This window comes from Kribbella endophytica (assembly GCF_054781295.1).
The window spans coordinates 76,863-102,862 of record NZ_BAAGUR010000005.1 but is presented as its reverse complement, the minus strand read 5'-3'; the positions used below and the strand labels follow the sequence as shown (position 1 = coordinate 102,862).

Genomic DNA, 26,000 nt, shown 5'->3' with positions numbered 1-26,000 from the left:
AACCGCAGCTCGGCTCCGACCTGATGGTGACGAACCGCAATCATCACCGGAGGAACCACGTGACCCAGCTGCTGAAGGTCCAGAACTTCAACGTCTCGAGCGACGGCATCGCCGCCGGCGCGAGCGAGCACCAGACCCTCGAGCGCCCGTTCGGCCTGCCCGAGGCCGAGCGGCTGTTCTCCTGGGCCGGCGCGACCGCGAGCTGGCCCAACCGCACCGAACCCGGCGGCAGCCGCGGCCTCGACGACTACCTGACCCGCGACTTCAGCCACAACATCGGCGCCGAGATCATGGGCCGCAACAAGTTCGGCCCGTACCGCGGCCCGTGGGAGAACGAGGACTGGCGCGGCTGGTGGGGCGACGAGCCGCCGTTCCGTACGCCGGTGTTCGTGATGACCCACCACGTGCGCCCGTCGTACAGCCTCTCCGACACCACGTTCCACTTCGTCGACGGCGACCCGGCCGCGGTCCTGGCGCAGGCGCGAGAAGCGGCCGATGGCAAGGACGTCCGGCTCGGCGGCGGTGTGAGCACCATCCGCCAGTTCCTCGACGCCGGCCTCATCGACACCCTGCACATCGCCGTCGCTCCGGTGGAGTTCGGCACCGGCGTACGCCTGTGGAACTCGCCCGACGACCTCCTCGACCGCTACCACCGAGACGTCGTCCCCAGCCCCAGCGGCATCACCCACCACCTCTTCTGGCGCAAGTAGCCCGGCGAACCACCACGAGAAGACCCTGGCGGCGTCCGCTTCCAGGGTCGTTCTCATGGACGCGGTCGACCCGCAGATCACCCGGTACGCCGAGACGCTCGCGACCTTCGACGCCCCCACAGCCGCCGAGCCGCAGTCAGGCGTGCGTCACGATCGTCGGACGAGCGGGGTCGTCGTTGTCGACGATGATCTGCGCCAGGGACCGAGGCCGGACCTGGTCGACGTACATGCGCTCCCCGGGGATGTACCTCGTGCGATAACGCTCCTCGGCAGCCGCGGCCGACGCCATCCACGCCTGATCGCGCGCGGTGCCGCGGCGGAGAACCTCGTCGAAGCCGATGTGGACATAGATCCTCAGGTCCCAATGGTCGACTAGCTCCGGCACCTGCAGGAACGCACCATCCGCAACCAGTACGGCGTCCGCACCGGCCTTCCGGAACGTTGCTTCAGGCAATGGTTTCCCGTTGGGTTCCCTGATCGCAGTCGTATAGCGCCGGTCCCCACCCGGCCCGAGCGGCACCAGCAACAGCTCGCGGATCGCGTCGCGATCCCAGGTGTCCAGGTAGTAGCTCTCCGGCGACTCGATCGGATAAGCCGTCCGCAACTCCGGAGCCCGCTTGAAGTAGTCGAGGCCGGCCCGAATGACCTCCCGACCGGTTCGGGCCCGCAGTACTTCGCCGAGTTCGTCCGCAAGCGTCGTCTTCCCCGCCGCCGAACACCCGTCGATCCCCACCCGCACCGGATGCACCCGCTCAACAGCCAGCACAGCATCGGCCAAGTCGTTCAGTACGTCGCTACGTTGGCTCACCACGGCTCCTCCGAAGCCTTCCGGGCCAGCAGGTAGCCGGGGCGACCTCGCCCACGCCCGCGATCCGCGGCCGGATGTCGAGGTCGCGCGGCCTTCTCCGAGCCCTCGGGTTCGCGGACCGCCGTCGTCCAAAGGCCGAAGCCTGCCTCGCGCAGGAAGGCAGCGACCTCGTCCGACCCGCACCCGACATCGGCAACAGGCCCGCCGCCGCCCGCCTTTACCATCTCCGCGAACGCCGAGAACAACGTCTGATCGAGCACCCGATCGTCCAGTTCGGAGGCCACGACCTCGGGCTGTCCATCGGCAGGCCAGTCGTAGGAGTCCCGCGTACCGGCGACGACCGCTTCATCCCCCACGGACAGGGAGGATAAGCGACTCCGCCGACACCAGACGCGGACTGCGACTGTACGCAGGCCGGGCCGGGCCGGGCGGGGCGGGGCGGGGCGTGGCGGGGCGGGCACGTGCGCGGGCTGGGCTGTATGTCGGCGGGGCGGGCGCCCAGCGCGGGCTGAGGCTGTACGCCGACGGCGCTTGCGTGGGCTGGGGCTGTGCGCCGGTGGGGTGGGCGCGGGCTGGGCGGTACGACGGCGAGGCCGGTACGTGAGGCTGCACGCGGGCGGGGCCGGCGCGTGGCGTGGGCTGGCGGTTGTCCGCCGACGGGGCCGGCACTTGGCGAGCACGGCAATACGCCGGGCCGAGGCCCCACCGTGCCGCTCGCCGTAGCGGCACCCACGCCGACCGCGCCAGCCCAGCGCCCGCCTCTGCATGCCGCTGCAATTTGGTGGGTTAACCCGTGCACTTGCCCGTTGGCCCACCGGAATTCGGTGGGCCAACGGGCTATTTGGTGGGTTGGCCCATCAAACGGCGGGAGGGGCCGAGCGGCTGCAGCAGGCGTGGGCGGGCCTACATGGAGGGGATCACGGGGTCGTATGCCGGCGGGCCGGGATGTGGCGCGGGCTGGGGCTATGCGCCGGTGCAGCCGGCGCGTGTTGCGGGCTGTGCCGCACGCCGGCGGGGTGGGCGCGGCGCGGGGCTGGGCTGTACGTCGCCGGAGTGGGCACGTGACGTAGGGCTGGGCTGTCCACCGGCGGGGCCGGGAAGTGGCGCGAGCTGGGGCTGTACGTCGGCGGGGCCGGCGCGTGGTGCGGGCCAGGCTGTAGGCAGGCGGGGGGCACGTGGCGAGGACGGCAATACGCCGGGCCGAGGCCCCACCTTGCCGCTGCAATTTGGTGGGTTAACCCGTGCACTTGCCCGTTGGCCCACCGGAATTCGGTGGGCCAACGGGCTACTTGGTGGGTTGGCCCACCAAACGGCGGGAGGGGCCGAGCGGCTGCGGCAGGAGTGGGCGGGTCCACATGGATGGGGTCACGGGGTCGTATGCCGGCGGCCCGGGATGTGGCGCGGGGCCGGGCTGTGCGCCGGCGGGCCCGGCGGGTGATGCGGGGCCGGGCTGTGCGCCGGCGGGTCCGGGATGTGGCGCGGAGTTGTGCGCCGGCGCGGCCGGCACGTGGCGCGGGGCCGGGCTGTACGTCGCCGGGGTCGGCGGGTGGCCCGGGCGGGTCGCACATCGGTGGGCCTGCCACGCGCACCTGGCGGATCAGTTGCGGCAGGGTTGGCCGGTTTGGGCGTTGGTGGTGGCGGCGGTGATGATCTGGTCGAGTTTGTCGCGGGTGGTGAGGAGGGTGGCGGCCTGGTGGGTAAGGCGGTCGCGTTCTTGGGACAGGCGGGTGAGGAGCGCGGCGGTGGCTCGGCCGTCTACGACGCAGGGGAGTAGGTCCACGATGGCCTTGCTTGACAGGCCTCCGGCGTACAGGTGCTGGATGAGCTCGACCCGTTCGACGGCGCTCTCCGGGTAGACGCGCTGGCCGCTTGGGCTGCGGGAGGCTTCGAGCAGGTCGTGCTCCTCGTAGTACCGCAGGGCGCGCACGCTGACGCCTGCCCTGGTGGCTAGTTCTCCGATGCGCATGGTGACCTCCGTTACAGCTCTTGCCTCTGACGTCAGCGTCAGGTTTTAGCGTCGTTCCATGATCACACTGAACGCCGCACTGACGCCGGCCGGCCCTGTCGTCACGGTCAAGCCTGTTGTACTGCGGGCGCCCGACCGCGGCACGGACTTGCTGGTGAAAATCACCGCCCCGTTCGACGGCCGCGAACTGCCAGTCGTTCTCCTGTCGCACGGTTACGGCTCCTCGCTGGAGGGCTACGGCCCGCTCGCGGACTTCTGGGCCGCCCACGGGTTCGTCGTGATTCAGCCGACCCACCTCGACTCGAGGACGGTCGGGCTGCCAGCGGACGATCCCCGTACGGCGCGGTTGTGGCGGTACCGCGTTGACGACCTGAAGCGCATCCTCGATCAGCTCGAGCTGATCGAGAACGCCGTACCGGGGCTCGCCGGGCGCATCGACCGCGATCGCGTGGCGGTGGCCGGGCACTCCTTCGGCGGTCAGTCGGCTGGTGTCCTGCTGGGATTGCGGGTGCTCGGCCCGGACAGCGCGCCGGGGAAGGACCTGTCCGACCCGCGAGTGAAGGCCGGCGTACTGATCGCCACCGCAGGCAAGGGCGGAGCCGACCTTACGCCGTACGCCGCCGAGCACTTCCCGTTCATGAATCCGGACTTCACCCACCTGACCGCGCCCGCCCTCGTCATCGCCGGGGACAAGGATGACCTGCCGCTGACGAACCGAGGGCCGGAGTGGACGACGGATCCGTACCACCTCAGCCCCGGCGACAAGAGCCTGCTGACGCTGTTCGGCGCGGAACACTCGCTGGGTGGCATCGCGGGCTACGAGGTCCGCGAGACGACCGACGAGAACCCAGATCGCGTCGCGCTGATCCAGCACACGACCTGGGCCTACTTCCGCCACGCCCTCGGTGTCGAGAGCGACAGTTGGTCCGCCGTGCAGAGGGGGCTGTCGGCAACCAATCACCCCCTCGGCAGACTCGAATCCAAGCAGGATCCGGCGCGCTAGCCGCGGTCCAGATGCTCGGGAGGAAGGACGCCCGGCGCGCTAGTTGCGGGCCACGCGGTCGAGGAAGAACGCCCGGACGTCCTCGGCGAGCAGGTCGGGGACCTCCATCGCGGCGAAGTGACCGCCGCGGGCGAGCTCCGACCAGTGGACGATCTGGTAGCGGCGCTCGGCCAGGGGGCGTACTGATTGCGTGATGTCGTGCGGAAGGACTGCGATGCCGACCGGTACCGAGCAGGGCTCGATGCGCCGTGGTGCATCGTGGTGGAGACGGGCCGAGGACGCCGCCGTGGCGGTCAGCCAGTACAGGGAGATGTCGGTCAGCATCCGGTCGTCGTCGATCGGTGAGGCCGGGTCCGTCCACTGGGCGAAGCGCTCGGCGATCCAGGCCAGTTGGCCAACTGGTGAGTCGGTCAGTGCGTAGCCGATGGTCTGCGGGGTGGAGGCCAGGAGAGCCTGGTACGGCGGGCGGTTGGCCATCAGGTGCTTGATCTTGGCGAGGCGGGCCTCGTCGGTTGCGGACAGCTCGAGAGTCACGTCGGGGTCCGGGCGGGTCGGCAGGTAGTTGACGTGTACGCCGACGACGCGGTCGGGGGCTACTCCGCCCAGCGCCAGGGAGATGCCTGCGCCGAAGTCGCCGCCCTGGGCGCCGTACTGGTGGTAGCCGAGGCGGTTCATCAGTTCGTCCCAGGCGCTTGCGATGTGGACGGTGTCCCAGCCCCGTTCGTGGGTCGGGCCGGAGAAGCCGTAGCCGGGGATGGACGGGATGACCAGGTGGAAGTCCTGCGACAGGGGTTCGATCATGTCGAGGAACTCGAGGAACGAGCCGGGCCAGCCGTGGGTCAGGATCAGCGGGAGAGCGTCCGGCTTGGGGGAGCGGATGTGCAGGAAGTGGATGTTCTGGTGGTCGATCTCGGTGGTGAAGTGGGGGAGTTCGTTGAGCTCGGCCTCGTGCTTGCGCCAGTCGTACGACGTGCGCCAGTAGTCGGCGAGTTCCTTGAGGCGGGCCAGCGGGAAGCCGTAGTCCCAGCCGGCGTCGGCGACCTCGTTGGGCCAGCGGGTGCGGGCGAGGCGGTCGGTCAGGTCGTCGAGGTCGGCCTGGGGGATGTTGATGTGGAAGGGCTTGATCATGGTGGCTCCTGCTGGTCGTTCGGCGGATAAATGTTAGTGCGACTAACGTTTATGGTTCGAACGATAGCATGATCGTTTGGCGGGCTAACGATTCGCTAGGGTGGGATCATGGAGAACACGGGCGAGAAGGCGTCCCCTGGGTGGATGAAGCTGCCCAGTTGGCTGTTGTCGCAGACCGCGGGGCACTCGCAGCGGTTGCTGGCGGAGGGGTTCGCCTCCGTCGGCGCGCGGGGTTACCACTACCGGTTGATGGCGACGCTGGAGGAGTTCGGGCCGGCGAGCCAGGCGGAGTTGGGGCGACGAAGCGGGATTCATCTCAGTGACATGGTGGCGGCGCTCAACGAGCTGGCTGAGGACTCCTTCGTTGAGCGGACGCCGGATCCGGAGGATCGGCGGCGCAATGTCATCTCGCTGACCGCGGCGGGGGTACGGCGGCTGCGGGTGCTGGAGAAGCGGTTGGCCGAGTGCCAGGAGGAGTTGCTCGCGCCGCTGTCGCAAGCCGATCGGAAGAAACTGACCGGCTTGCTGACCAGGTTGGTGGCTCACCACGACCAGGAAGCCGCCGCCGAAGGGCCTTGGCGGTGAGCGCAGGACCTGGGGTGCGTGCAGGGAGAAGGCGATGAGCCGAACGCATCAGGTGGAGATCGCCGATGGGGTCGTCACCAAGACGTACGTGGACTGGAGCCGCGGCGAGCACCTGCGCGAGTGGGATGTGCTGAGGGCAGTCTCCGCTGCCGACCCCGACTTGGTCCCGGCGCCGATCAGGCTCCACGAGCCGGGGCCGGGATCCGGGCCGGGGCCGGGATCCGAGCCGGGGCCGGGATCCAAGCAGGGGTCGGGGCCGGAGCCGGGATCCGAGCCGGGGCCGGGGTCGAGGGCTGAGCCGACACCGTCGCGTGTGCGGCCGGTGGTGGTCATGAGTCGGCTTCCAGGGGTGTCGATGGGTGGTTGCTTGTCTGCGGAGCAACTGGACGGGCTTCAGGTGGCGCTCGATGCGCTCTGGTCGGTTTCTCCCGCGGACGTTGAACCGATCGACTTCAGCGGCTTTGTTGCGCGAGTCCGAGGGGCGATCTCGTCCTGGGAGGGCGAAGGTGTCATCGGCGAGGCTCATGCTGCCGCAGCCGAGTGGCTGGCTGGCCCGGCGGCCGATGAGCTGGTGGAGCCGCGGGATGTCGTCATCGGCCACGGCGATCCGAACCTCGCGAACTACCTCTGGGACGGCAAGCGCGTACGGATCATCGACTTCGAGGATGCCGGGCGGAGCGACCTTGCGATCGAGCTGGCCAACCTTGTGGAGCACCTCGCATCCCGCGGCACCGACTGGAGTGGCTTCCTCGGGAAGTACACGGTGGATGCCGAGCGACTGCTGAATGCGCGACGTTTGTTCGCAGCGTTCTGGCTGACGCTCATCGGCCCCGGCGGCCCGTCAGCGAATCGCAACCCACCGGGAACCGCCGGACTACAGGCCGAACGCCTCCTCGGCCTCCTCGACTAGCCGAACGCCTCCCCGACTAGAGGGCTAGCGAGGCTCGTCGGTAGCCGTCCGCGGCGGCGCGGCGGTGTGCCACTGCCACCAGGCGAGCTCTCGCCGCCGCGCACTCCGGCTCAGCCCGGCCAAGGCGATCAGGTCACCGCGACGGCGCGGCGGTGTACCACTGCCACCACGCCAGCCCCCGCCGCCGCGCGCCCCGGCTCAGCCCACCCAAAGCGATCAGCGTCACCGCGAGTCCGCCGGTGATCATCCACTTGCCGCGGCGTGCCGTGTGTTGATCCGCGGCCCACTCGCCGGCGTCGACCAGCGCCAGCGCCGTCGATGGCTCCGACGGGAGGTAGACGATCTTCAGTGGCGGTGCGTACCGCGTCCCGGCCGCCGGCGTCTGCTGTCCTTCCGGCATGCCCTCGTCGTCCAGGTCGGAATTGGCGAGTTCGGTCCTGATCTCGCGGCCGTCACCGGTCCGGAAGACGACCTCCGGATTGCTGAGGCCGCCGCGGCCGACGTACACCTGCACCGACGATGCGACAGTCTCCGTCCCGTTGGTCAGCAGGTCCTGGGTGAGCCCCTGCCGATGCGAGACCTCGGCCAGCATCAACCCGCCGATCACCGCCACGACCAACGCCGGCACCCCGAGCCACGTCGGCCCCCGCCCGGGCCAGTCCACGGTGTTTCCCACTGCGATTCCCCTCCACGTGGTGCGGTTCGGGCTAATCCTGCCCGGTCGCCGCGATCAGGCTGGTGAGGCCTGGGAAGCGCTGCTCGAGGTCTTCGGTGCGGAGGCGGCTTCGGCGTTCGAGCCCGTACTGGCGCTGGTGAATGACGCCGGCCTCGCGCAGTACCTTGAAGTGGTGGGTGAGGCTGGACTTCGGGCGGTCGAAGCCGAACCAGCCGCAGGGGTGGTCGTAGGCCTCGGAGTCGAGCAGGAGCTTGCGGGCGACCGTCATGCGGAGCGGGTCCGACAGTGCGCCCATGACGGTTTCCAGGGTCAGGGCGTCGGGCGACGGTTCGGGAAGCAGGGGTGGCCGGTCGGTCGCGGTGGTGCTCACGAGGACCACGATAGCGACTAGTACGAAATTTCTCGTACAGGCAGCTCGTTGTACGGGAAAAGTCGTACAAGGAGGTCGGTGTGGCAGTCGTGGTGGAGGAGCGGACCCGGGTGGGGTGGGAGCTGGCCAGGGCCGCGTGGGCGGTGACGGCGGTGTTCGCGCTGTCGAACTCACCGACGCCGCTCTACGTGTACTGGCAACGCGAGCTGGGCTACTCCGCCGGGACCCTGACGGTGATCTTCGCGGCGTACATCGCAGGGCTGGTGGTCACGCTGCTCGTCGCGGGCCGGGCTGCCGACCGCTACGGCCGCAAGCGCGTCGTCGTACCGGGAATCCTGATCGCCCTCGTCTCGGCAGTGCTGTTCATGACCGCGCACAGCGTCGTCGCGCTGATCGCCGGGCGGCTGCTGGTCGGAGTCGCGGTGGGGATCGTGGTGTCGGCCGGGATGGCGGCGGTCGTCGATCTCGGTGGGGCAGGTCGTCGGCAGTTGACGTCGATGCTGGCTTCCGTCGCCATGGTGTTCGGCGCGGGCCTCGGGCCGATCCTGGCCGGCCTCACATACCAGTACGTCGCGGAGCCGGTGGTCCTGGTGTTCACAGTGAATGTCGTGCTGCTCGTCGTCGCACTGATCGGGTACGTCGGGTTGCCGCTGCAGCGTCCGACCGGTCAGGACCGCGGATTCCTGTGGCCGCGGCTTCCCCACGTCCCCGCCCGGAATCGGGGGCACGTCTTCAGTGGCGCGGCGGTGTTCGCGCCCGGTCTCACAGCGACCTCGTTCGTCCTGTCGCTCGGGCCGTCGTTGCTGGTGCTCGCGGTCGGGAACACCTCGCCGCTGCTGGCCGGCGGAGCGGCCGGCGTGATGTTCCTGGCAGCGACCGGGTCGCAGCTCGTCCTCACCCGGCTCGGCGTGCAGCGGCTGTTCGCGCTCGGGACCGTCAGCACGATCCTGGCGATGGCCGCGGTCGTTGCCACTGTCGTGACCAGGAATCCGGTGCTGTTCGTGGCAGCGGCGTTGCTCGCTGGAAGCGGGCAGGGGCTTGGTCAGCTGGGCGGCTTGCGCCTCATCGCGCACCACGTCGACGACAATCGTCGCGCCGAGGCCAACGCGGCACTCAACATCAGCGCCTACCTGCCCGCCGCGCTGCTCACCGTCGCCACCGGGTACGCCGTCGGCGGCCTGGGAATGCCCACCGCGGCGACGGTCCTCGCGGCGACCGTCGCGGGCGCCGGCCTGGTCCTGGGGCTCGCGGCCCGCAGGGGCCAAGCGTCCTGACGCCAGAAAATGTCCTAGCCGTGGGACAGACTGCGGGCATGGCTGAGTTTGTGGAGAGTGATCAGTTTCAGGGTGGGCGGATCTACCTGTCGGACCTCAAGGGGCTCGAGATTCGGGACTGTGAGGTCGACGAGCTCAAGATCGTCGACTGTTACGGGAGCGACGTCTCCGTCAGTGGCGCCTTCGAGCGGCTGGTGGTGAACGACGTCGACGTGACGGCGTACGTCGAGAGTGAGCTCGACCGGCAGCATCCGGCTCGGGTGGCGGCGCGGGAGGCGCAGAGCGTCGAGGACTACCGGGCGGTCTGGGACGTCGTCGAGGAGCTCTGGGCCGCGACGATCGAGCGCGCCAAGAAGTTGCCTGAGGCAACGCTCAACGAGCAGGTCGGCGGTGAGTGGTCGTTCGTCGAGACGCATCGGCACCTGCTGTTCTGCAGCGATGCCTGGCTCGGTAACGCGGTGCTCGAGGAGGCTTCGCCGTACCACCCGCTGGGCTTCACGGCTGGTGGGATGCCGCCGGAGGAGTCCGCGAAGCTCGGGCTCACCCTCGACGCCACGCCGTCGCTCGACGAGGTGCTGGAGCTGCGGCGCGCGCGGATGGACGTGATGCGGCGGACCGTTGACGCGCTCACCGACGCGGAGCTCGACCGGGTCTGCGGGCGCAAGCCGGCCGATCCTTACCCGGAGCAGGAGTACGTCGTACGGCGGTGCCTGAAGGTGATCCTGAAGGAGGAGGCCGAGCACCACCGGTACGCCGTACGGGATCTCGCGGTGCTGGAGGGTGTCGGATCCGGGGCCGGGCGTTCGTAGCAGGGGTGAACGCATCCCGGACAAGGAGCCCGACATGACCGCGACCTACACCTTCGACATCTTCTCCACGCTGGACGGCTTCGCCTCGTATGACGAGGGCGACTGGGGTGGGTACTGGGGCAAGCAGGGGCCGGAGTTTCTCGACCGGCGCCTTGCGCTGTACGGCGAGGAGCAGCGGATGGTGCTCGGCGCGAACACGTACCGGCAGATGGCGGAGGTTCTGGGATCGGTCGAGCTGGACCCGGTGAACGCGCGGATGGTGAGCCTGCCGACCACGGTCGTGTCGTCGACGCTCGAAGGGCCGCTCGACTGGCCGGATGCCACGCTTGAGCACGGCGACGCGGTCGACGTCGTCGCGCGGCTCAAGGGGGAGTCGCCGGTTCCGTTGCGCTCGAACGGCAGCTTGTCGCTCAACCGGTCGTTGCTGGACGCCGGTCTGGTTGACCGGGTGCAGCTGACCATCTTCCCGGTGATCACCGGGAAGACCGGTGTGGAGCCGATCTTTCAGGGGACCAAGGACTTCGACCTCGAACTGCTCGAGAGCCGGACCCTCGACGGCAACATCCAGGAGCTCATCTACCGGCCGACGCTCCACGACTGAGCGCGGTCGGCGACCTCACCTCGGGCCAGCCGCGTGGGCGTCGGCTGAGTGCTAAGTCCGGGACGGTTCCGACGGTTGGTGGGACTCGTAGCGGCGGAGCCAGTCGGTGCGGACCTGCGGCGGGTGGGCGTTCTGCACGCAGAACTCGTTGCCCTCCGGGTCGGCCATCACGATCCACGGGCTGTCGTCGCCCTGGCCGATGTCGACGCGGGTCGCGCCGAGTGTCTCCAGGCGGGCGACTTCCGCGGCCTGGTCCTCGGGGCGGAGATCGAGGTGCAGCCGGTTCTTGCCCGCGCGCGGTTCGGGGACCTTGATGAACAGCAGGTCGGCGACCACGCAGTCCTCGCGGCTGCCCTCGGGCGGCTCGACGACCCACTCGGGATCAATGTCCCGGCTGATCACCCAGTCCAACGCCTCCGCCCAGAACCTGGCCAACCGGCCGGGATCGGCGGAGTCGACGATCAGTGCACCGATGCGGAGGCCCATGCAGCCACCGTACGGACGGCCACCGCGGAGCGTCGACGGGATTTCCGCGCAGGTGGTGGGTTGACGGGCGGGGACTTGAGCAGGACCTCGTCTACCTGCTGACGTCGTTACGCCGGTTGGTACTTGATGGCGATGCGGTATCCGTCGGTTCGCGGTGGCGTCTGTGGATGTGGCCTTCGAGCGGGTACTGCGGTGGGTGAGCCGGTTTGATTGCCTCGAGTGGGTAGCCGGACTTGATGGCGACTCGGCAGGAGGCGGTGTTGTCGAGCTGGTGCAGGAGATCGATCGCCTGTACGTCGTACGAGAAGGCCCAAACTGTGAGGGCCTGCAGCGCGCTGGGGGCTACGCCTCGGCCTCGGGCGGCGGCCGTTGTCCAGTAGCCGACTTCGGGGGAGTCCACGTTCTTGAGGACGACGCTGCCGAGCAGGGTGGTCGTGTCGAGAACGGCGAAGGCCAGGCGTTCGCCGGTGGACCAGCTTGTTTCCTGGGAACGGATCCAGGCGTCGGCATCGCCGGCCTGCGTAGGGCCGGAACTGGTCCAGCGGCGCAGCGCTGGGTCCTGGCGGGCCTCGATGACCGCGGGCAGGTCTTCGAGGCGCCACGGGCGGAGCGTCAGTGGCGGGTGAGTGCTGGTCGCGGGTGCTGTGAGTTCGACGGTGCGGGTCAGGTGGTGCATTCGGCGACTCGGGCGCGGAAGGCTGCTACGGCTTCGGGGGAGCCTGCTGTTTGTACGGCGGTGGTGTCGCGGCGGCCCCAGAGCCAGAGGAGGACGTCGGTGGGGTCGCCGAAGATCTCGGCGGCGACCTCGGCGTCGGTGTCGCGGGTGACGGTGGCGCTGGTGGCGTCGGCCTTGGTGGTCCACGAGTTGCCGTCGGCGGTGACGCGGACGGTGGCGTCGACGGGAGATTTGGTGTCGCCTTCGGCCCACCAGGGGCCGCCGAGCATCAACGAGAGGACCTCGTCGATACCGTCCAGCGCCAGTTCGCGGTCGATGGGTGTGGCGACGTCGTGGGCGAGCTCGGCGTCGACGCGGTGGACGGCGGTTTCGAGGGCCATCCGCCGGTACCAGAAGCCGGAGGTCTTGTCCGACGGGGAGAAGGTCCAGGTCTCCAGCGACGTGCCGGCCTGGTCCAACGCGTTCAGGATCGCCGCGCGGGCTTCGTCGTACAGGGCCAGTGGCTCGCGGTCGGCGAGCTCCGGCGGCCACGGGTCGGGCAGGCGGCCGAGGCGGAGGATCTCGACCTTGTGCAGGTAGACGGTCGCCGTGTGCCGGACGACGGACTCGACCGTCCAGCCTGGGCACGGCGGGACCTCGGCGATCAGGCCGAGCTTGGCGACCTCTGCGAGGCGCGCAGAGTCCGCCCGCAGGCAGTCGAGATAGAAAGCAGCACGTTCGGGCGACAACGACATCCGCAGATCATGGCAGGTCCCACGGACACTTTCAGACCAAGCACAGCACAACAGCGTCAGGCGTTGCGTTCGCGGACGGCCGAGGCCCAGCCGGCCGTCTCCGCGTTGCTGAGCTCGACGACCCGCTCGGCCAGCAACCGCGTCGCGTCCTCGGCCTCGGCGTACCGCCCCGCGCGCCCGGCGTACAGCCAGGCTTCGTTGCGCAGTTCTTCCGCCGTACGCCGGTACGTCGGGTACGTGTCGCGCAATCCGAACAGCGTCCGCGCGCCCTCGGCCAGCGCGATCAGCCCGCCCAGCGACGGCGCGAACCAGACCGGGGCGTCCAGGGCGACCGACACGGCGATCAGCAGCGCGGCCGCGAGCTGGACGATGCCGAGCCAGATGTAGGCAAGCCGGTGGCGCTGAGCCTGCTGCGCGTACCACCGGAACCGGATGCCGATCAGCTCTTCCGCGGGCGACTCGGTGCCCAGCGCGGGGAAGTCGGGGTCGTTCGACGCAGCCATGGTCAGCACAGTAGAGGCTGGAGACGGTTAGTGTTTCGTGCATGGCGAGGAAGAAACCGTTGCCGTTCGACCCGATCGACGAGGCTTCGCGACAGTGGGGGCGGCGCTGGGGAGCGGTGGAGCAGATGCGGGCGGTGACCTCGCTGATGCGGGCGCAGCAGATCGTGATCGGTGAGCTGGACGAGATCTTGCGCAAGCACAACCTGAGCTTCGCCCGGTTCGAGGCGCTGGTGCTGCTGACGTTCTCGCGCCGCGGCTCGCTACCGCTGGGCAAGATGGGGGAGCGGCTCCAGGTCCACCCGACTTCGGTGACGTCGATCGTACGGCGGCTGGAGGCGGCCGGTCTGGTCACCCGCACGCCGCACCCGGACGACGGTCGCGCGGTGCTCTGCGAGATCACCGCCGGGGGGCGCGAACTGGTCGAGAAGGCCACGGACGACCTGGTCAAGGCCGACTTCGCGCTGCGCGGGCTGACCGACGAGCAGCTCAAGGTCCTGTGGTCGGTGCTCGAGCCCCTGCGCCACAACGCCGGCGACTTCTGACCCAGGTCCCAAGCCACCGGCCCAAGCTGCCACCCAAAGGCCCCGGCACTCCGCCGCACCAACCCCGCGAGCCTCCCCAACCCCCGCACCTCCTGTTACAGCCGTGCTAAAAGTTCATTTCCTACTGAAACTTCCAAGCTTTCCCTATTGCCAAACACCGGCAACGACCACAGGATCGGACCAGTCGGCCCCCTGCCACGGAGTGCAGACGTCCGGTCCCCTGCCGGGTCGCGTGTGGCCGCGAAGTTCCCTGGAGGTCCCATGAACCGCCGCGTAGCCCGGGCCGCCGTTGTCCTGCTGGCCGGTGCCCTGACCGTGACCGGCTGCTCCAGCGGGTCCGGCGGGTCGGCCGAGTCCGGCGTCAAGTCGTTCTCGTTCGCGACCAGCGACCCGGTGACGCTCAACCCGGGCCGGCAGACGATCGCCTTCGACCAGGTCCGGACCCTGTTCTCGTCGCTCACCTACGCCGCCAAGGACGGCAAGCTGAGCTACCTGAACGCGGAGTCGGTGAGCTCGAAGGACGCCGTGCACTGGACGATCAAGCTGCGGCCGGGCTGGACCTTCCACAACGGCGAGAAGGTCACCGCGACCAGCTACGTGAAGGCCTGGAACGCGACCGCCTACGGCCCGAACGCCTGGGAGAACAGCGGCCAGCTGATCGGCATCGCCGGGTACGACGCGCTCAACCCCGCGAAGGGCACGCCCACCACCAAGGAGATGTCCGGCCTCAAGGTGGTCGACGAGCTGACCTTCACCGTCACGCTCAAGCGGCCCGACGGCCAGTTCCCGATCCAGCTGTCGCAGGCGCAGACCGGGTTCTTCCCGCTGCCCGAGGCGGCGTACGCCGATCTGGACAAGTTCGCGCACGCGCCGATCGGCAACGGCCCGTTCAAGATCGAGGGCAGCTACCAGGAGAACGAACCGATCACCGTCACGGCGTACGACGGCTACAAAGGCCCGAAGCCGGCGGTCGACGAGATCGTCTTCAAGCCCTACACCGACATGACCACGGCGTACACCGACGTCCTGGCCGGCAACACCGACCTCCTGTTCGTCCCGGCCGCCCGGATGGCGCAGGTGAAGAAGGACTTCGGCAACCGCGCCTACGTCGCCTCCGGCGGCCTCGGGATGAGCTACCTCGGGCTTCCCCTGTGGGACAAGCGTTACCAGGACATCCGCGTCCGGCAGGCGATCTCGATGGCGATCGACCGGCAGGCCGTCAGCAACGTGATCTACGGCGGCATCTGGACTCCCGCCACCGCACTGACCCCGCCAGGAGAAGCCGGTACGCCGGAAGGCCTCTGCGGCGAGCTGTGCACCTTCAACCCGACCAAGGCCAAGCAGTTGCTCGCCGACGCCGGCGGCTGGACCGGCAAGATGGAGATCCGGTACCCCGGTGGCTCCGGCCTCGACGACCTCTACAACGCCTACGCCAACCAGCTCCGGCAGAACCTCGGCATCGCCGAGGTGACGGCGACCCCGACGACGGACTTCCCCGAGTTCCAGAAGCTGCGTAACGACCGGAGCCTGACCGGTCCGTACTTCTCCCGCTGGGGTGCGCTCTACGCCAGCCAGCAGAACACCTTGCGGTCCTTCTACACCAAGGCCGGCGGCTGCGTGAACTGCATCCCGTACTACACCGACGCGGTCGAGAACCTGCTCGCCAAGGCCGACGCCGAGGTCGACCCGGCCAAGGCCGAGGCGGCGTACGTCGAGGTGCAGAAGGCGATCCTGAAGGACTTCCCGGCGCCGCCGATGTTCTTCGAGAAGTACACCTACGCGACCTCGGACCGGATCGCGAACGTGGTCGAGGGCGCCGGTGCGCTCGAGCTCGCCAACACTGTCCTGGTCGACAGCTGATGCGCCGACCCGTACCGGCCGGCCCGCTCCAGGCGATTCTGGAGCGGGCCGCCCGCCTGCCCGACGTCGACCACTTTCCCGGCGTCGACGAGATCAACGCGTTCTTCACCGGCCTCGCCGACAAGCATCCGGACCTGGTCACGGCCCGCCGGATCGGGACGTCGCGGCTCGGCGACCCGCTGACCATGTACTCGATCGGCACCGGCCCCGACAGCGCGCTCGTGTACGCCGGGGTGCACCCGAACGAGCCGATCGGTTTCTGGACCGCGATGCGGCTGGCCGAGGACCTGTGCGCCGACGAGCAGTTCCGGACCGGGTGCCGCTGGCACATCATCGGCTGCATCGACCCGGACGGCACCCGGCTCAACGAGGGCTGGTTCCGCGGTCCCTGGGACCGCGTCGCGTACGCCGAACGCTTCTACCGCCCGGCACCGGGTGAGCAGGTCGAGTGGTCGTTTCCCTTCCAGCACAAGAACGGCTACTTCGACGCGGTGATGCCGGAGGCGTTCGCGCTGATGCGGGTGATCGACGAGGTCAGGCCGACGATCGCGGTCTCGCTGCACAACACCGAGCTGGGCGGCGTCTACTACTACCTGAGCCGTGAGCTCGACGGCATGGTCGGCGACCTGCATGCGATCGCCGAGCACTTCGGGCTGCCGCTCGACCGCGGCGAGCCGGAGTCGCCGGTCGCGCCGGTGCTCGGGCCGGCCGTCTTCGGCATGATCAGCGCGACCGCGAACTACGACTACGTCGAGAGCCTCGGCATGCAGCCGTACAGCGGCTCGGGCGGATCCTCCTCGGAGTACGCCGCCAGGCACGGCACGGTCAGCCTGGTCGCCGAGCTGCCGTACTGGACGCATCCCGGCATCGAGGACGAGTCGTCCACCGACCAGCCGTACGCCGACGCGGTCGCTTCCCACGCCGAGGAGCTGGGCACCGACATGGCCGCCCTGCTGGAGATCTTCGAGGCCGCCCGGCCGTACCTGTCCGACGACTCGCAACTGGTCCGCGCGACCGCAGAGTTCCTGCCGTTCCTGGCGCACATCCCGGTGCGCGACAAGCTCCGCGTCGCCGACCTGGATCGCGCGCGACTGGCGACGGTCGCGGAGGTGCACGGCCTGGCCGACCGCAACCGTTCCTTCCGGCTCCGGTACGGCGGCATGCTGCGGCGCGCGATCGACGGCGAGATCGCCCGGGGGAGTGCGCACGCCGCGCTCCACCCGCTCGCGGCGCGGCTCGATCTGCTCTACCGCGAGTGGCAAGTCGAGGCGGCGACCTTCGAGGAGGGCGTGGTCCGGGTCCCGATCAGCAAGCTGGTCGGAGTTCAGTACGCCGCGACGCTGGCGCTGCTGGCCGCCGTACGGCGGGAGCAGGACCGATGACGGCCGTCGACGGCCCGGAGGTGCACCCATGACCCGCTTCGCGATTCGCCGGCTGGTCGAGCTGGTGCTGGTCTTCTTCGGGGTCACCTTCGCGATCTACGCGGCGGTGTTCGCACTGCCCGGCGACCCGATCTCCAGCCTCGGTGGTGACCAGCCGCTGTCGCCGCAGGTCGTCGAGCGGATCCGCGAGCTCTACCACCTGAACGACCCACTCTGGTCGCAGTACCTGCGCTACATCGGCGGTCTGTTCACCGGTGACCTCGGCGTCGACTTCCGCGGCCGGTCGGTGGCCGAGCGGCTCGCGACCCGCTGGCCGGTGACGATCCGGCTCGCCCTGACCGCCTGGGTGATCCAGGTCGTGATCGGCGTCGGCCTGGGGATGATCGCCGGGCTGCGCAAGAACACCTGGATCGACCGCGGCGTGCTGATCATGACGATCCTGGTCGCGTCGGTGCCGATCTTCGTGATGGCGGTGACCGCGCAGCTGGTGTTCGGCGTGAAGCTGTCGCTGCTGCCGATCGCCGGTGTCGCGGACGGCTGGCCGACGTCGTACCTGCTGCCGGCCACGGTGCTCGCGCTGTACGGACTGGCCGCGGTCGCGCGGTTGACCCGGGGGAGCGTGGTCGACACGATGAGTTCCGACTTCGTCCGGGCGCTGTGGGCGAAGGGGCTGACCAGGCGGCGGGTGATCGGGGTGCACGTGCTGCGCAACTCGGCGATCCCGGTGCTGACCTACCTGGCGATCGACCTGGGCGCGCTGCTCGGCGGGGCCGTGGTGACCGAGGGGATCTTCAACCTGCCCGGGGTCGGACAGCTGCTGTTCGAGTCGATCCGGGTGCACGAAGGGCCGACCGTGGTCGGGATCGCGACCGCGCTGATCCTGATCTTCCTGCTCACCAGCGTGGTGGTCGACCTGCTCAACTCCGCGCTCGACCCGAGGATCCGCCATGACTGACCAGCTGATCGTGCCGGCCGTCGAGGAGGACACGCTGGCCGCGCGCGGAGTCTGGGCCACGGTCCGCAAGCGAGTGCTGTTCTGGTTGCCGCTGGCCGTGCTGGCGCTGCTCGTTCTGCTCGCCGTCGTACCGGGGTGGATCGGTGGCTGGTTCGGCCACTCCGATCCGCGCGCGTGCGACCTGTCCGCGAGCGGCCGACCGCCGTCGCCGGGGCATCCGTTCGGGCAGGACCTGCAGGGCTGCGACGTCTTCGCGAACGTCGTGCACGGCGCCCGCGCGTCGCTGGCCGTCGGCCTGACCTGCACGGTGATCGCGCTCGTCATCGCCGTACTCGTCGGCACGATCGCCGGGTACGTCGGCGGCTGGACCGACTCGGTGCTGGCCCGGCTGACCGACGTGTTCCTCGGCTTCCCGTTCCTGCTCGGCGCGATCGTCGTGCTGAACAGCCTCGGCGACCGGACGGTGCTGTCGATCTCGCTCGTGCTCGCATTGTTCTCCTGGCCGACGTTGGCCCGCCTGGTCCGTACGTCGGTGCGCTCGACCCGCGAGGCGGAGTACGTGCAGGCCGCGAAGGCGATGGGCTTCCCGACCACCCGGATCCTGACCCACTACGTGCTGCCGAACGCCATCGGCCCGGTGCTCGCCGTCGCGACGCTGACCGTCGGCGGCGTGATCGTGGCCGAGTCGACGCTGACCTTCCTCGGTCTCGGTCTGCGCGCGCCGTCGATCTCGTGGGGTCTGCAGCTGGCGACCGCGCAGTCGATGTTCCAGCGCGCCCCGCACACCCTGATCTACCCGGGGATCTTCCTGGCCGCGACCGTGCTCAGCCTGATCACCTTGGGCGACGTCCTGCGCGACGCGGTGAACCCGAAGGGACGATCCTGATGAACCGCCCACCCGAAGGAGAGGAACACGTCGTGAGCACCAGTGCCGAGTCCGGCTACCGCCAGGAGATCGCACGAGAGGCTGCGCCCGCGATCGAGCGCTGGCTGGAGTACCAGCGTCGCTACCTGCGGACGCCCGGCATCCAGGCCGCGATCCGGATCGGTGACGAGCTGGTGCTGTCGGTCGCACTCGGTCGCAGCGACGAGGTGCTCGACGTCCCGCTGCGCACCGACCACCTGTTCCGGATCGCGTCGCACTCCAAGACGTTCACCGCGACCGCGATCCTGCAGCTGGTCGAGCAGGGCAAGGTCCGCCTCGACGACCCGATCACGGCGTACGTCGAAGAGCTGGCCGGTACGGCGCTGGCGGGCGTCTCGCTGCGCGAGCTGCTCGGGCACCAGGCCGGCGTGATCCGCGACGGCGTGAACAAGGACTACTGGCAGCTGATGGACCCGTTCCCGGACCGGGCCGCGCTGGTCGAGCTGTGCCGGACCGACGGCTTCGTCTTCGAACCGAACGAGTTCTTCAAGTACACCAACATCGGCTACTCGCTGCTCGGCCTGGTGATCGAGTCCGCCGGTGGGACGAGCTACGGCGAGTACGTCGGCGAGAACATCGTCAAGCGGCTCGGCCTGGAGTCGACCGGTGCCGAGTGGGACCCGCGGCGAGCCGGTGAGTACGCCGCCGGGCACACCGGTCTGATCGACGGCGCGGACGCACGGGAGACGATCCCGCACGTGGACACACAGGCGATGGCGGCGGCGACCGGGTTCTACTCGACCGCCGAGGACCTGACCCGGTACGGCGCGGCGCACTTCTTCGGCGCCGAGGAGCTGCTCACCGACGCGAGCAAGCGGTTGATGCAGCGCGGCGAGAGCGTGGTCAGTGCCCACGGCAAGGAACTCGGGACGTACGGGCTCGGTATGGACGTCACCACGATCGGCGACCGCCGGCTGGTCGGCCACAGTGGTGGGTACCCCGGTCACATCACTCGGACCTTCATCGACCCGGTCGACCAGATCGTCGTCTCGGTGCTGACCAACTGCATCGGCGGTCCCGCGAGCACGCTCGCGACCGGCGTCGTCAAGCTGCTCAACCTCGCGGCGAGCTCAGCCACACCAACGACCCACACGGTGGACCTGACCAGGTTCTGCGGTGACTTCGCCAACCTGATGGGTGTCATCAGCATCTCCTTGCTGGGTGGGCGTCTGGTCGCGTTCTTCCCGGCCGCGCCCGACCCGACCGACAGCTACGAGGAGCTCGAGGTCGTCGACGAGAACACGCTGCGCGTCGTACCGGCGGCCGGGTTCGGGTCGATCGGCGAACGGGTCGAGTACACCTGGGACGCCGACGGGCAGCCGGAGCTCGTCCGGTACGGCGGGAGCTCGCGCTGGCCGGTCGAGACGTTCCGGGCGCGGCGCGGCGCGCAGCTCGCCGAGGCCGTCGTCCACGCCGACGCGAGGAGCCCGCGATGACCCCGGACGAACCGACCGAGGACGACCTCGCCTGGGAGGACGACCCGCGGCGTGCGGACTTCGTCGAGCAGTTCGGCGTACTGCGGGAGCTGGCCGGTTCGCCGCGGATGGAGAGCCGCGTGCTCGGCTACCTGATGGTGAGCAACAAGCCGTACGTGTCGTCGGCCGAGTTGGCCCGGGCGCTCTCGGCCAGTGCCGGCTCGATTTCCACGACCACCCGACGGCTGATCGACCTCGGCTTCGTCGCGCGCCACGCCGTACCGGGAGATCGCAGCCACTACTTCAAGGTCGACGACGACATCTGGGGGAGCTTCCTGGCGGGCGAGCGGCGGTCGCTGACCAAGCAGAAGCAGCTCTTCGAGGCGATGCTCGCCGAGTTGCCGGAGGAGATGGAAGGCCCGCGGCGCCGGCTCCGCAACGCCCGGAACTACATGGAGTGGCTGGGGACGTACCACCGCAAGATGCTCGCCGACTGGCAGGAGTTCAACGCCAAGCACCACGCGGAGGAGGGCGAATGACGGCCGTCCTGGAGTTCGAGAACCTCACCGTCGACTTCGAGGTCGGCGGCCGGACGCACCGCGCGGTCGACGCGATCAGCTTCGAGGTGCGGCCGGGCGAGGTGCTCGCAGTGGTCGGCGAGTCCGGCTCGGGCAAGAGCGTCACCTCGCTGGCCGCGCTCGGGCTGCTGCCGGACAACGCGACCGTCGGCGGCCGGATCACCTTCGCCGGCGAGGACGTGCTGGCGATGAACCGCGCCGAGCTGACCGTGCTGCGCGGCCGGCGGATCGCGATGATCTTCCAGGACCCGGTCGGCGCGCTCGACCCGGTCTTCACGATCGGCGCGCAGCTGATCGAGATGATCCGCGCCCACCAGCCCGGGCTGTCCCGGGCGGCGGAGCGCGAGCGGGCGATCGAGCTGCTCCGGCTGGTGGAGATCCCCGATCCGGAGAGCCGGATGCGGTACTACCCGCACCAGCTGTCCGGCGGGCAGTGCCAGCGCGTGATGATCGCGATCGCGGTCGCCTGCGATCCCGAGCTGCTGATCGCCGACGAGCCGACCACCGCGCTGGATGTCACCGTCCAGCAGGAGGTGCTCGACGTACTGCTGGCGATGCGGTCGAAGATCTCCGGCGCGATCATGATCATCACCCACGACATGGGTGTGGTCGCCGACGTCGCCGATCGAGTCGTCGTACTGCGCAAGGGCGAGCTGGTGGAGACGGCCGAGGTGCACGACCTGTTCGACCGGCCGACCCAGCCGTACACGCGAGCGCTGCTCGACGCCGTGCCGAGGGGCGGGCCGCGGGACGATCCCGAGCCTGGTCCGGTGAGCGACGATGTCGCCGCGCTGGAGCTCACCGATCTGGTTGTCGAGTACAAGGGGCGCCGGGGCAAGACGGTCAAGGCCGTCGACGGGGTGAGCCTGCGGCTGGAGCCGGGCCGGATCACTGGTCTGGTCGGGGAGTCCGGGTCGGGCAAGTCGACGATCGGCAAGTGCGTGCTCGGGCTGGCGCCGATCACCTCGGGCGAGGTCCGGGTCGCCGGGCAGGCGATGACGGCCGGCACTTCCGCCGTACTGCGGGCTGCGCGGTCGCGGATCGGTGTCGTCTTCCAGAACCCGGCGGGCTCGCTGAACCCGCGCTCTACGATCGGGCAGTCGATCGGGGAGCCGCTGGCGGTGCATCGCGGCGTACGGGGTGCTGAGTTGCGGCGACGGGTCGAGGAGCTGCTGGACAGCGTGGAGCTGCCGAAGGCCTGGGCCGGGCGGTACCCGCACGAGTTGTCCGGCGGGCAGCGGCAGCGGGTCTCGATCGCGCGGGCGATCTCGCTCGATCCGGCGCTGCTGATCGCCGACGAGCCGACGTCGGCGCTGGACGTGTCGGTCCAGGCGACGGTGCTGGAGCTGTTCCGGTCGGTGCAGCAGCGGCTGGACTTCGCGTGCCTGTTCATCAGCCACGACCTGGCCGTGGTGGACCAGGTCTGCGACCGGGTCGCCGTACTGAGCCACGGCCGGATCGTCGAGCAGGGCGATCGTGAGTCGGTGCTGCGAGCGCCGAAGGACCCGTACACGACCCGGCTGCTCGAAGCCGCCCCCGTCCCCGACCCCCGCGAACAGTCCCGCCGCCGCAAACTCCGCCTGGCCGGCTGAGCCCTGTGGGGTTGCCCGCACAGACCTCGACTAGGAAATAGTTGGACGTCCTAGTATTTTGGGAAGCATGGACGCTGAGCAGATCGGTGCCGGCCGGAGCCGGTGGCAGGCGCGGTACGACGCTTCCCGGCGGCGGGAGGCGGACTTCACGACCCTGTCCGGCAGTGAGGTCGAGCCGGTCTACGGCCCGCCCGAGGGGTACGACGACCCGCGGATGGACCGGATCGGCTGGCCCGGCGAGTTCCCGTTCACCCGCGGGCTCTACGCGACCGGGTACCGCGGCCGGACCTGGACGATCCGGCAGTTCGCCGGGTTCGGCAACGCCGAGGACACCAACGCCCGGTACAAGATGATCCTGAACGGCGGCGGTGGCGGCCTCTCGGTCGCGTTCGACATGCCGACGCTGATGGGCCGCGACTCCGACGATCCCAAGTCACTCGGCGAGGTCGGCCACTGCGGCGTCGCGATCGACTCCGCGATCGACATGGACCGCCTCTTCAAGGACATCCCGCTGCAGGACGTCACCACCTCGATGACGATCTCCGGCCCCGCCGTACCGGCGTTCGTGATGTACCTGGTCGCCGCCGAGCGGCAGGGCGCCGACATCACCAAGCTCAACGGCACGCTGCAGACCGACATCTTCAAGGAGTACATCGCCCAGAAGGAGTGGCTGTTCCCGCCGGAGCCGCACCTGCGCCTGATCGGCGACCTGATGGAGTACTGCGCGGCCAACATCCCGGCGTACAAGCCGCTCAGCGTCTCCGGCTACCACATCCGCGAGGCCGGTTCGACGGCCGCGCAGGAGCTGGCGTACACGCTGGCCGACGGCTTCGGGTACGTCGAGCTCGGGCTCAGCCGTGGCCTGGACGTCGACGTGTTCGCGCCCGGGCTGTCGTTCTTCTTCGACAGCCACCTGGACTTCTTCGAGGAGATCGCGAAGTTCCGCGCCGGCCGCCGGATCTGGGCACGCTGGCTGCGTGACGTGTACGGCGCGAAGACCGACAAGGCGCAGTGGCTGCGGTTCCACACCCAGACCGCGGGCGTCTCGCTGACCGCCCAGCAGCCGACGCTGAACGTCGTCCGCACCGCGGTCGAGGCGCTCGCCGCGATCCTCGGCGGCACCAACTCGCTGCACACCAACGCGCTCGACGAGACGCTCGCGCTGCCGACCGAGGCGTCGGCCGAGATCGCGCTGCGGACCCAGTCGGTGCTGATGGAGGAGATCGGCGTCACCAACGTCGCCGACCCGCTCGGCGGTTCCTGGTACGTCGAGGCGCTGACCGACCAGATCGAGGCCGAGGCCGAGGCGATCTTCGCCCGGATCAAGGAGATGAGCCCCGACGGCACGATGACGGCCGGGATCCTGCACGGGATCGAGGAGGGCTGGTTCATGGCCGAGATCGCCGACGCCGCCTTCGAGTACCAGCAGAAGCTGGAGAAGGGCGAGAAGAAGATCGTCGGCGTGAACACGCTGACCGACACCGTCTCCGGCGAGCTGGAGATCCTCCGGGTCAGCCACGAGGTCGAGGTCGAGCAGTGCCGGGTGCTCGCGGAGCGCAAGGTGCAACGCGACGAGGACCAGGTGCGTCGTACTCTAACGGCGCTGGTCGCAGCGGCAAGGGGGACCGGCAGCCTGATCGAACCCATGCTGGAGGCGGCGCGTGCGGAGGCCACGATGGGGGAAATCTGTGACGTTCTTCGGATCGAGTGGGGCGAGTACCGAGAGCCCGCTCGCTTCTGAGAAGGACGCCGTAGAGGCCCCGCCGTCCACTGGACGGAGGCGGGGCCGCGCCTCCAGTCAGGCCGAGCGGCAGGCGGCGGCCCAGACCCCGGACAGCCGGGGCGTGGTGGTCTGCGGGTCCGACCGCACGATGCTGCGCGTCGTCACCGAGCTGGTCAGCTCCGGCGAGCAGGTCACCGCGATCGTCAACCCGGCGTCCCGGCACATCGAGCGGATCGGTGAGCTCGGCGCGCAGGTGATGGGCGTCCGGGTGGTCCGCGAGTCCGTACTGCGGCGCGCCGGGATCGACACCGACGGCACCAAGCCGTCGACCGCGCGGGCCCTGGTGCTGCTCGACGCGGACGACGTCCACAACGTGCACACCGCGCTGACCGCGCGGGACATGGACGAGAACCTGCGGATCGTCGTCCAGATGGTCAACCCGCGGATCGGCGCCCAGCTGCACCAGCTGCTCGGCGACTGCGTGGTGATCTCCGGCCCGTCGCTGGCCGCGCCCGCGTTCGTCGCGGACGCGCTGGAGGACGACGAGCTGACCTGGCTCGAGCTAGGCGGGCGGCGGATGGTCGCCGGTCCGGCCGGGCTGATCCGCGAGAAGGTCACCGTGCTGGCTGACACGACCTCGTCGGCGACGCCTGATCTGTTGCCGCAGTCCAGTGACGATCCGGCCGGGGACATCGTGCTCGGCACCGGCGTCCATCACCTGCGGCGCAAGCGGGACGTACGGCGTACGGGCTGGGTGATGGCGACGCGGGACGTGCTGGATCGCCGGGTGCGGGTGATCGCGGCGGTGATGGCTTCGCTCGTGGTGATCGGTACGGCGCTTACGCACTGGATCACCGGCGTCGAGTGGTTGCGGGCGCTGTACCTGGTGATGGGGGCGGTGACGTCGGCCGGGATCGAGGACGACGTGTTCGCCGACGCCCCGCCGTACGTGAAGGTCGCGGCGGTGGTCGTGCAGCTGACCGGGATCGTGCTGGTCGCGCTGCTGACCGCGGTGATCGTCGACTCGCTGATCGGGGCGCGGCTGTCGCGGGTGATCGGCGGGGTGCGCGGTCGACCTCGCAATCACGTGATCGTGTGCGGGCTCGGTACGGTCGGCGCGCGGGTGCTGGAGATCCTGTCCGAGCGTGGCGTCGCGGTGGTCGGGGTCGAGCAGGACGAGGAGGCGCCCGGCGTACAGACTGCGCATCGGCTCCGGATCCCGGTGGTGATGGGCGACAGCAGCCAGGAGGAGACGCTGCGGCTCGCCGGTGCCCCGCAGGCGCAGGCCGTGCTGGCGCTGACCGACGGCGACATCACCAACCTGGAGACCGCGATGGTGGTCCGGGACCTGAATGACGACGTCCGGATCACGATGCGGATGTTCGACCACGACCTGGCCCACAAGGTCGAGCGGATGCTCGGGCTCGGGCACAGCCGGTCGGTGTCGATGCTGGTCGCGCCGGCCATCGCGGCCGCGGTCGCGAACCGGCGCAGCCAGACGACCGTACCGGCCGGACGCCGGGTGCTGCTGCTGACCGAGGTGACCGTCGAGCGGGACTCGGTCGCGGTCGGCCGACGCCTCGGCGAGCTGGACGAGCCGGGCGGGCTGCGGGTGCTGGCCCGGGCCGACGGAGTCGACTGGGACTGGTCGCCGACCTTCGAACGGCCGCTGCGCGCCGGCACCCGACTGGCCGTGGCGGGGACCCGGAGCGGGCTGGCCAGACTGTTGCTGGTGACCCGCGCTCCACACCGACCGGACCGGTCGGGGAGGATAGGACCATGAACCGAG

The 26,000-nt window shown here is 69.7% G+C and carries 27 protein-coding genes; 17 read left to right on the top strand and 10 right to left on the bottom strand.

Translation table 11 applies throughout. The features are described from left to right. Positions 1-59 precede the first annotated feature (59 nt). Entirely contained in the window at positions 60-710 is a 651-nt protein-coding gene (locus ACYVIO_RS36520) for a dihydrofolate reductase family protein (RefSeq protein ID WP_460655557.1), read from the top strand. Positions 711-846: 136 nt separating this feature from the next. Here ACYVIO_RS36520 and ACYVIO_RS36515 read toward each other — a convergent pair whose 3' ends face one another. The 3 genes from ACYVIO_RS36515 to ACYVIO_RS36505 all read right to left on the bottom strand — a co-directional run bounded on the left by ACYVIO_RS36515 (position 847) and on the right by ACYVIO_RS36505 (position 3,484). Then, entirely contained in the window at positions 847-1,518 is a 672-nt protein-coding gene (locus ACYVIO_RS36515; protein ID WP_460655556.1) for a nucleoside/nucleotide kinase family protein, read from the bottom strand. Then, the gene (locus ACYVIO_RS36510; RefSeq protein ID WP_460655555.1) at positions 1,515-1,874 is read right to left on the bottom strand and encodes a hypothetical protein; all 360 of its coding nucleotides are present in this window, start codon (positions 1,872-1,874) and stop codon (positions 1,515-1,517) included. The genes ACYVIO_RS36515 and ACYVIO_RS36510 overlap by 4 nt, the downstream gene beginning before the upstream one ends. Before the next feature lie 1,241 nt (positions 1,875-3,115). Next, complete coding sequence (locus ACYVIO_RS36505; RefSeq protein ID WP_460655554.1) at positions 3,116-3,484, bottom strand: MerR family transcriptional regulator; 369 nt, start codon at positions 3,482-3,484, stop codon at positions 3,116-3,118. A 58-nt stretch (positions 3,485-3,542) separates the two neighbouring features. On the opposite strand from ACYVIO_RS36505, the gene ACYVIO_RS36500 reads away from it, so the two are divergent. Next, positions 3,543-4,487 (top strand): alpha/beta hydrolase family protein, encoded by a 945-nt coding sequence (locus ACYVIO_RS36500; protein ID WP_460655553.1) that lies wholly within the window; start codon positions 3,543-3,545, stop codon positions 4,485-4,487. Between the two features lie 39 nt (positions 4,488-4,526). Here the strand turns inward: ACYVIO_RS36500 and ACYVIO_RS36495 are convergent, their stop codons facing one another. Beyond that, positions 4,527-5,615 carry an epoxide hydrolase family protein gene (locus ACYVIO_RS36495; RefSeq protein ID WP_460655552.1) on the bottom strand — a complete coding sequence of 363 codons (1,089 nt, stop codon included), beginning with the start codon at positions 5,613-5,615 and terminating at the stop codon, positions 4,527-4,529. A gap of 108 nt (positions 5,616-5,723) precedes the next feature. On the opposite strand from ACYVIO_RS36495, the gene ACYVIO_RS36490 reads away from it, so the two are divergent. After that, positions 5,724-6,200 (top strand): MarR family winged helix-turn-helix transcriptional regulator, encoded by a 477-nt coding sequence (locus ACYVIO_RS36490; RefSeq protein ID WP_460655551.1) that lies wholly within the window; start codon positions 5,724-5,726, stop codon positions 6,198-6,200. Positions 6,201-6,234: 34 nt separating this feature from the next. Then, positions 6,235-7,110 (top strand): phosphotransferase, encoded by an 876-nt coding sequence (locus ACYVIO_RS36485; protein WP_460655550.1) that lies wholly within the window; start codon positions 6,235-6,237, stop codon positions 7,108-7,110. Positions 7,111-7,243: 133 nt separating this feature from the next. Here ACYVIO_RS36485 and ACYVIO_RS36480 read toward each other — a convergent pair whose 3' ends face one another. Together ACYVIO_RS36480 and ACYVIO_RS36475 are read right to left on the bottom strand one after the other, a co-directional pair. After that, on the bottom strand, positions 7,244-7,786 hold the full coding sequence (locus ACYVIO_RS36480; RefSeq protein ID WP_460655549.1) for a hypothetical protein: 543 nt from the start codon (positions 7,784-7,786) through the stop codon (positions 7,244-7,246). A 31-nt stretch (positions 7,787-7,817) separates the two neighbouring features. Beyond that, positions 7,818-8,156: an ArsR/SmtB family transcription factor gene (locus ACYVIO_RS36475; RefSeq protein WP_460655548.1), complete on the bottom strand. Its 339-nt coding sequence runs from the start codon at positions 8,154-8,156 to the stop codon at positions 7,818-7,820. Positions 8,157-8,236: 80 nt separating this feature from the next. Here ACYVIO_RS36475 and ACYVIO_RS36470 point away from each other — a divergent pair, with 80 nt between their 5' ends. From ACYVIO_RS36470 to ACYVIO_RS36460, 3 genes are read left to right on the top strand one after another with little or no spacing between them, the layout of a single operon-like run. After that, positions 8,237-9,430 carry an MFS transporter gene (locus tag ACYVIO_RS36470; RefSeq protein WP_460655547.1) on the top strand — a complete coding sequence of 398 codons (1,194 nt, stop codon included), beginning with the start codon at positions 8,237-8,239 and terminating at the stop codon, positions 9,428-9,430. Between the two features lie 38 nt (positions 9,431-9,468). Beyond that, positions 9,469-10,239 (top strand): DinB family protein, encoded by a 771-nt coding sequence (locus ACYVIO_RS36465; protein WP_460655546.1) that lies wholly within the window; start codon positions 9,469-9,471, stop codon positions 10,237-10,239. Between the two features lie 34 nt (positions 10,240-10,273). After that, positions 10,274-10,840 carry a dihydrofolate reductase family protein gene (locus tag ACYVIO_RS36460; RefSeq protein WP_460655545.1) on the top strand — a complete coding sequence of 189 codons (567 nt, stop codon included), beginning with the start codon at positions 10,274-10,276 and terminating at the stop codon, positions 10,838-10,840. A gap of 51 nt (positions 10,841-10,891) precedes the next feature. On the opposite strand, the gene ACYVIO_RS36455 is transcribed toward ACYVIO_RS36460, so the two are convergent. From ACYVIO_RS36455 to ACYVIO_RS36440, 4 genes are all read right to left on the bottom strand, one after another. Beyond that, positions 10,892-11,326 (bottom strand): VOC family protein, encoded by a 435-nt coding sequence (locus ACYVIO_RS36455; RefSeq protein ID WP_460655544.1) that lies wholly within the window; start codon positions 11,324-11,326, stop codon positions 10,892-10,894. Positions 11,327-11,417: 91 nt separating this feature from the next. Further along, positions 11,418-12,002: a GNAT family N-acetyltransferase gene (locus tag ACYVIO_RS36450; protein WP_460655543.1), complete on the bottom strand. Its 585-nt coding sequence runs from the start codon at positions 12,000-12,002 to the stop codon at positions 11,418-11,420. After that, complete coding sequence (locus ACYVIO_RS36445; RefSeq protein WP_460655542.1) at positions 11,990-12,736, bottom strand: maleylpyruvate isomerase family mycothiol-dependent enzyme; 747 nt, start codon at positions 12,734-12,736, stop codon at positions 11,990-11,992. Before ACYVIO_RS36445 ends, ACYVIO_RS36450 begins: the two co-directional genes overlap by 13 nt. Positions 12,737-12,792: 56 nt before the next feature. Continuing rightward, the gene (locus ACYVIO_RS36440; RefSeq protein WP_460655541.1) at positions 12,793-13,239 is read right to left on the bottom strand and encodes a DUF4231 domain-containing protein; all 447 of its coding nucleotides are present in this window, start codon (positions 13,237-13,239) and stop codon (positions 12,793-12,795) included. Between the two features lie 41 nt (positions 13,240-13,280). Here ACYVIO_RS36440 and ACYVIO_RS36435 point away from each other — a divergent pair, with 41 nt between their 5' ends. The 10 genes from ACYVIO_RS36435 (at position 13,281) to ACYVIO_RS36390 (ending at position 25,994) form a co-directional block, all read left to right on the top strand. After that, entirely contained in the window at positions 13,281-13,781 is a 501-nt protein-coding gene (locus ACYVIO_RS36435; RefSeq protein WP_460655540.1) for a MarR family winged helix-turn-helix transcriptional regulator, read from the top strand. A gap of 261 nt (positions 13,782-14,042) precedes the next feature. After that, positions 14,043-15,641, top strand: a complete 1,599-nt coding sequence (locus ACYVIO_RS36430) for a peptide ABC transporter substrate-binding protein (protein WP_460655539.1) — start codon at positions 14,043-14,045, stop codon at positions 15,639-15,641. Continuing rightward, positions 15,641-17,023 (top strand): M14 family zinc carboxypeptidase, encoded by a 1,383-nt coding sequence (locus ACYVIO_RS36425; RefSeq protein ID WP_460655538.1) that lies wholly within the window; start codon positions 15,641-15,643, stop codon positions 17,021-17,023. Before ACYVIO_RS36430 ends, ACYVIO_RS36425 begins: the two co-directional genes overlap by 1 nt. 28 nt (positions 17,024-17,051) lie before the next feature. Next, on the top strand, positions 17,052-17,978 hold the full coding sequence (locus tag ACYVIO_RS36420) for an ABC transporter permease (RefSeq protein WP_460655537.1): 927 nt from the start codon (positions 17,052-17,054) through the stop codon (positions 17,976-17,978). Then, on the top strand, positions 17,971-18,864 hold the full coding sequence (locus tag ACYVIO_RS36415) for an ABC transporter permease (RefSeq protein ID WP_460655536.1): 894 nt from the start codon (positions 17,971-17,973) through the stop codon (positions 18,862-18,864). Before ACYVIO_RS36420 ends, ACYVIO_RS36415 begins: the two co-directional genes overlap by 8 nt. A gap of 32 nt (positions 18,865-18,896) precedes the next feature. After that, a complete protein-coding gene (locus tag ACYVIO_RS36410; RefSeq protein ID WP_460655535.1) occupies positions 18,897-20,339 on the top strand; it encodes a serine hydrolase domain-containing protein in 1,443 nt (480 codons plus the stop codon). Further along, on the top strand, positions 20,336-20,857 hold the full coding sequence (locus ACYVIO_RS36405) for a GbsR/MarR family transcriptional regulator (RefSeq protein ID WP_460655534.1): 522 nt from the start codon (positions 20,336-20,338) through the stop codon (positions 20,855-20,857). The genes ACYVIO_RS36410 and ACYVIO_RS36405 overlap by 4 nt, the downstream gene beginning before the upstream one ends. Beyond that, positions 20,854-22,488, top strand: a complete 1,635-nt coding sequence (locus ACYVIO_RS36400) for a dipeptide ABC transporter ATP-binding protein (RefSeq protein ID WP_460655533.1) — start codon at positions 20,854-20,856, stop codon at positions 22,486-22,488. Before ACYVIO_RS36405 ends, ACYVIO_RS36400 begins: the two co-directional genes overlap by 4 nt. A gap of 67 nt (positions 22,489-22,555) precedes the next feature. Next, positions 22,556-24,229 (top strand): acyl-CoA mutase large subunit family protein, encoded by a 1,674-nt coding sequence (locus ACYVIO_RS36395; protein ID WP_460655532.1) that lies wholly within the window; start codon positions 22,556-22,558, stop codon positions 24,227-24,229. Next, entirely contained in the window at positions 24,177-25,994 is a 1,818-nt protein-coding gene (locus ACYVIO_RS36390; protein ID WP_460655531.1) for an NAD-binding protein, read from the top strand. Before ACYVIO_RS36395 ends, ACYVIO_RS36390 begins: the two co-directional genes overlap by 53 nt. The last annotated feature ends 6 nt before the right edge of the window (positions 25,995-26,000 follow it).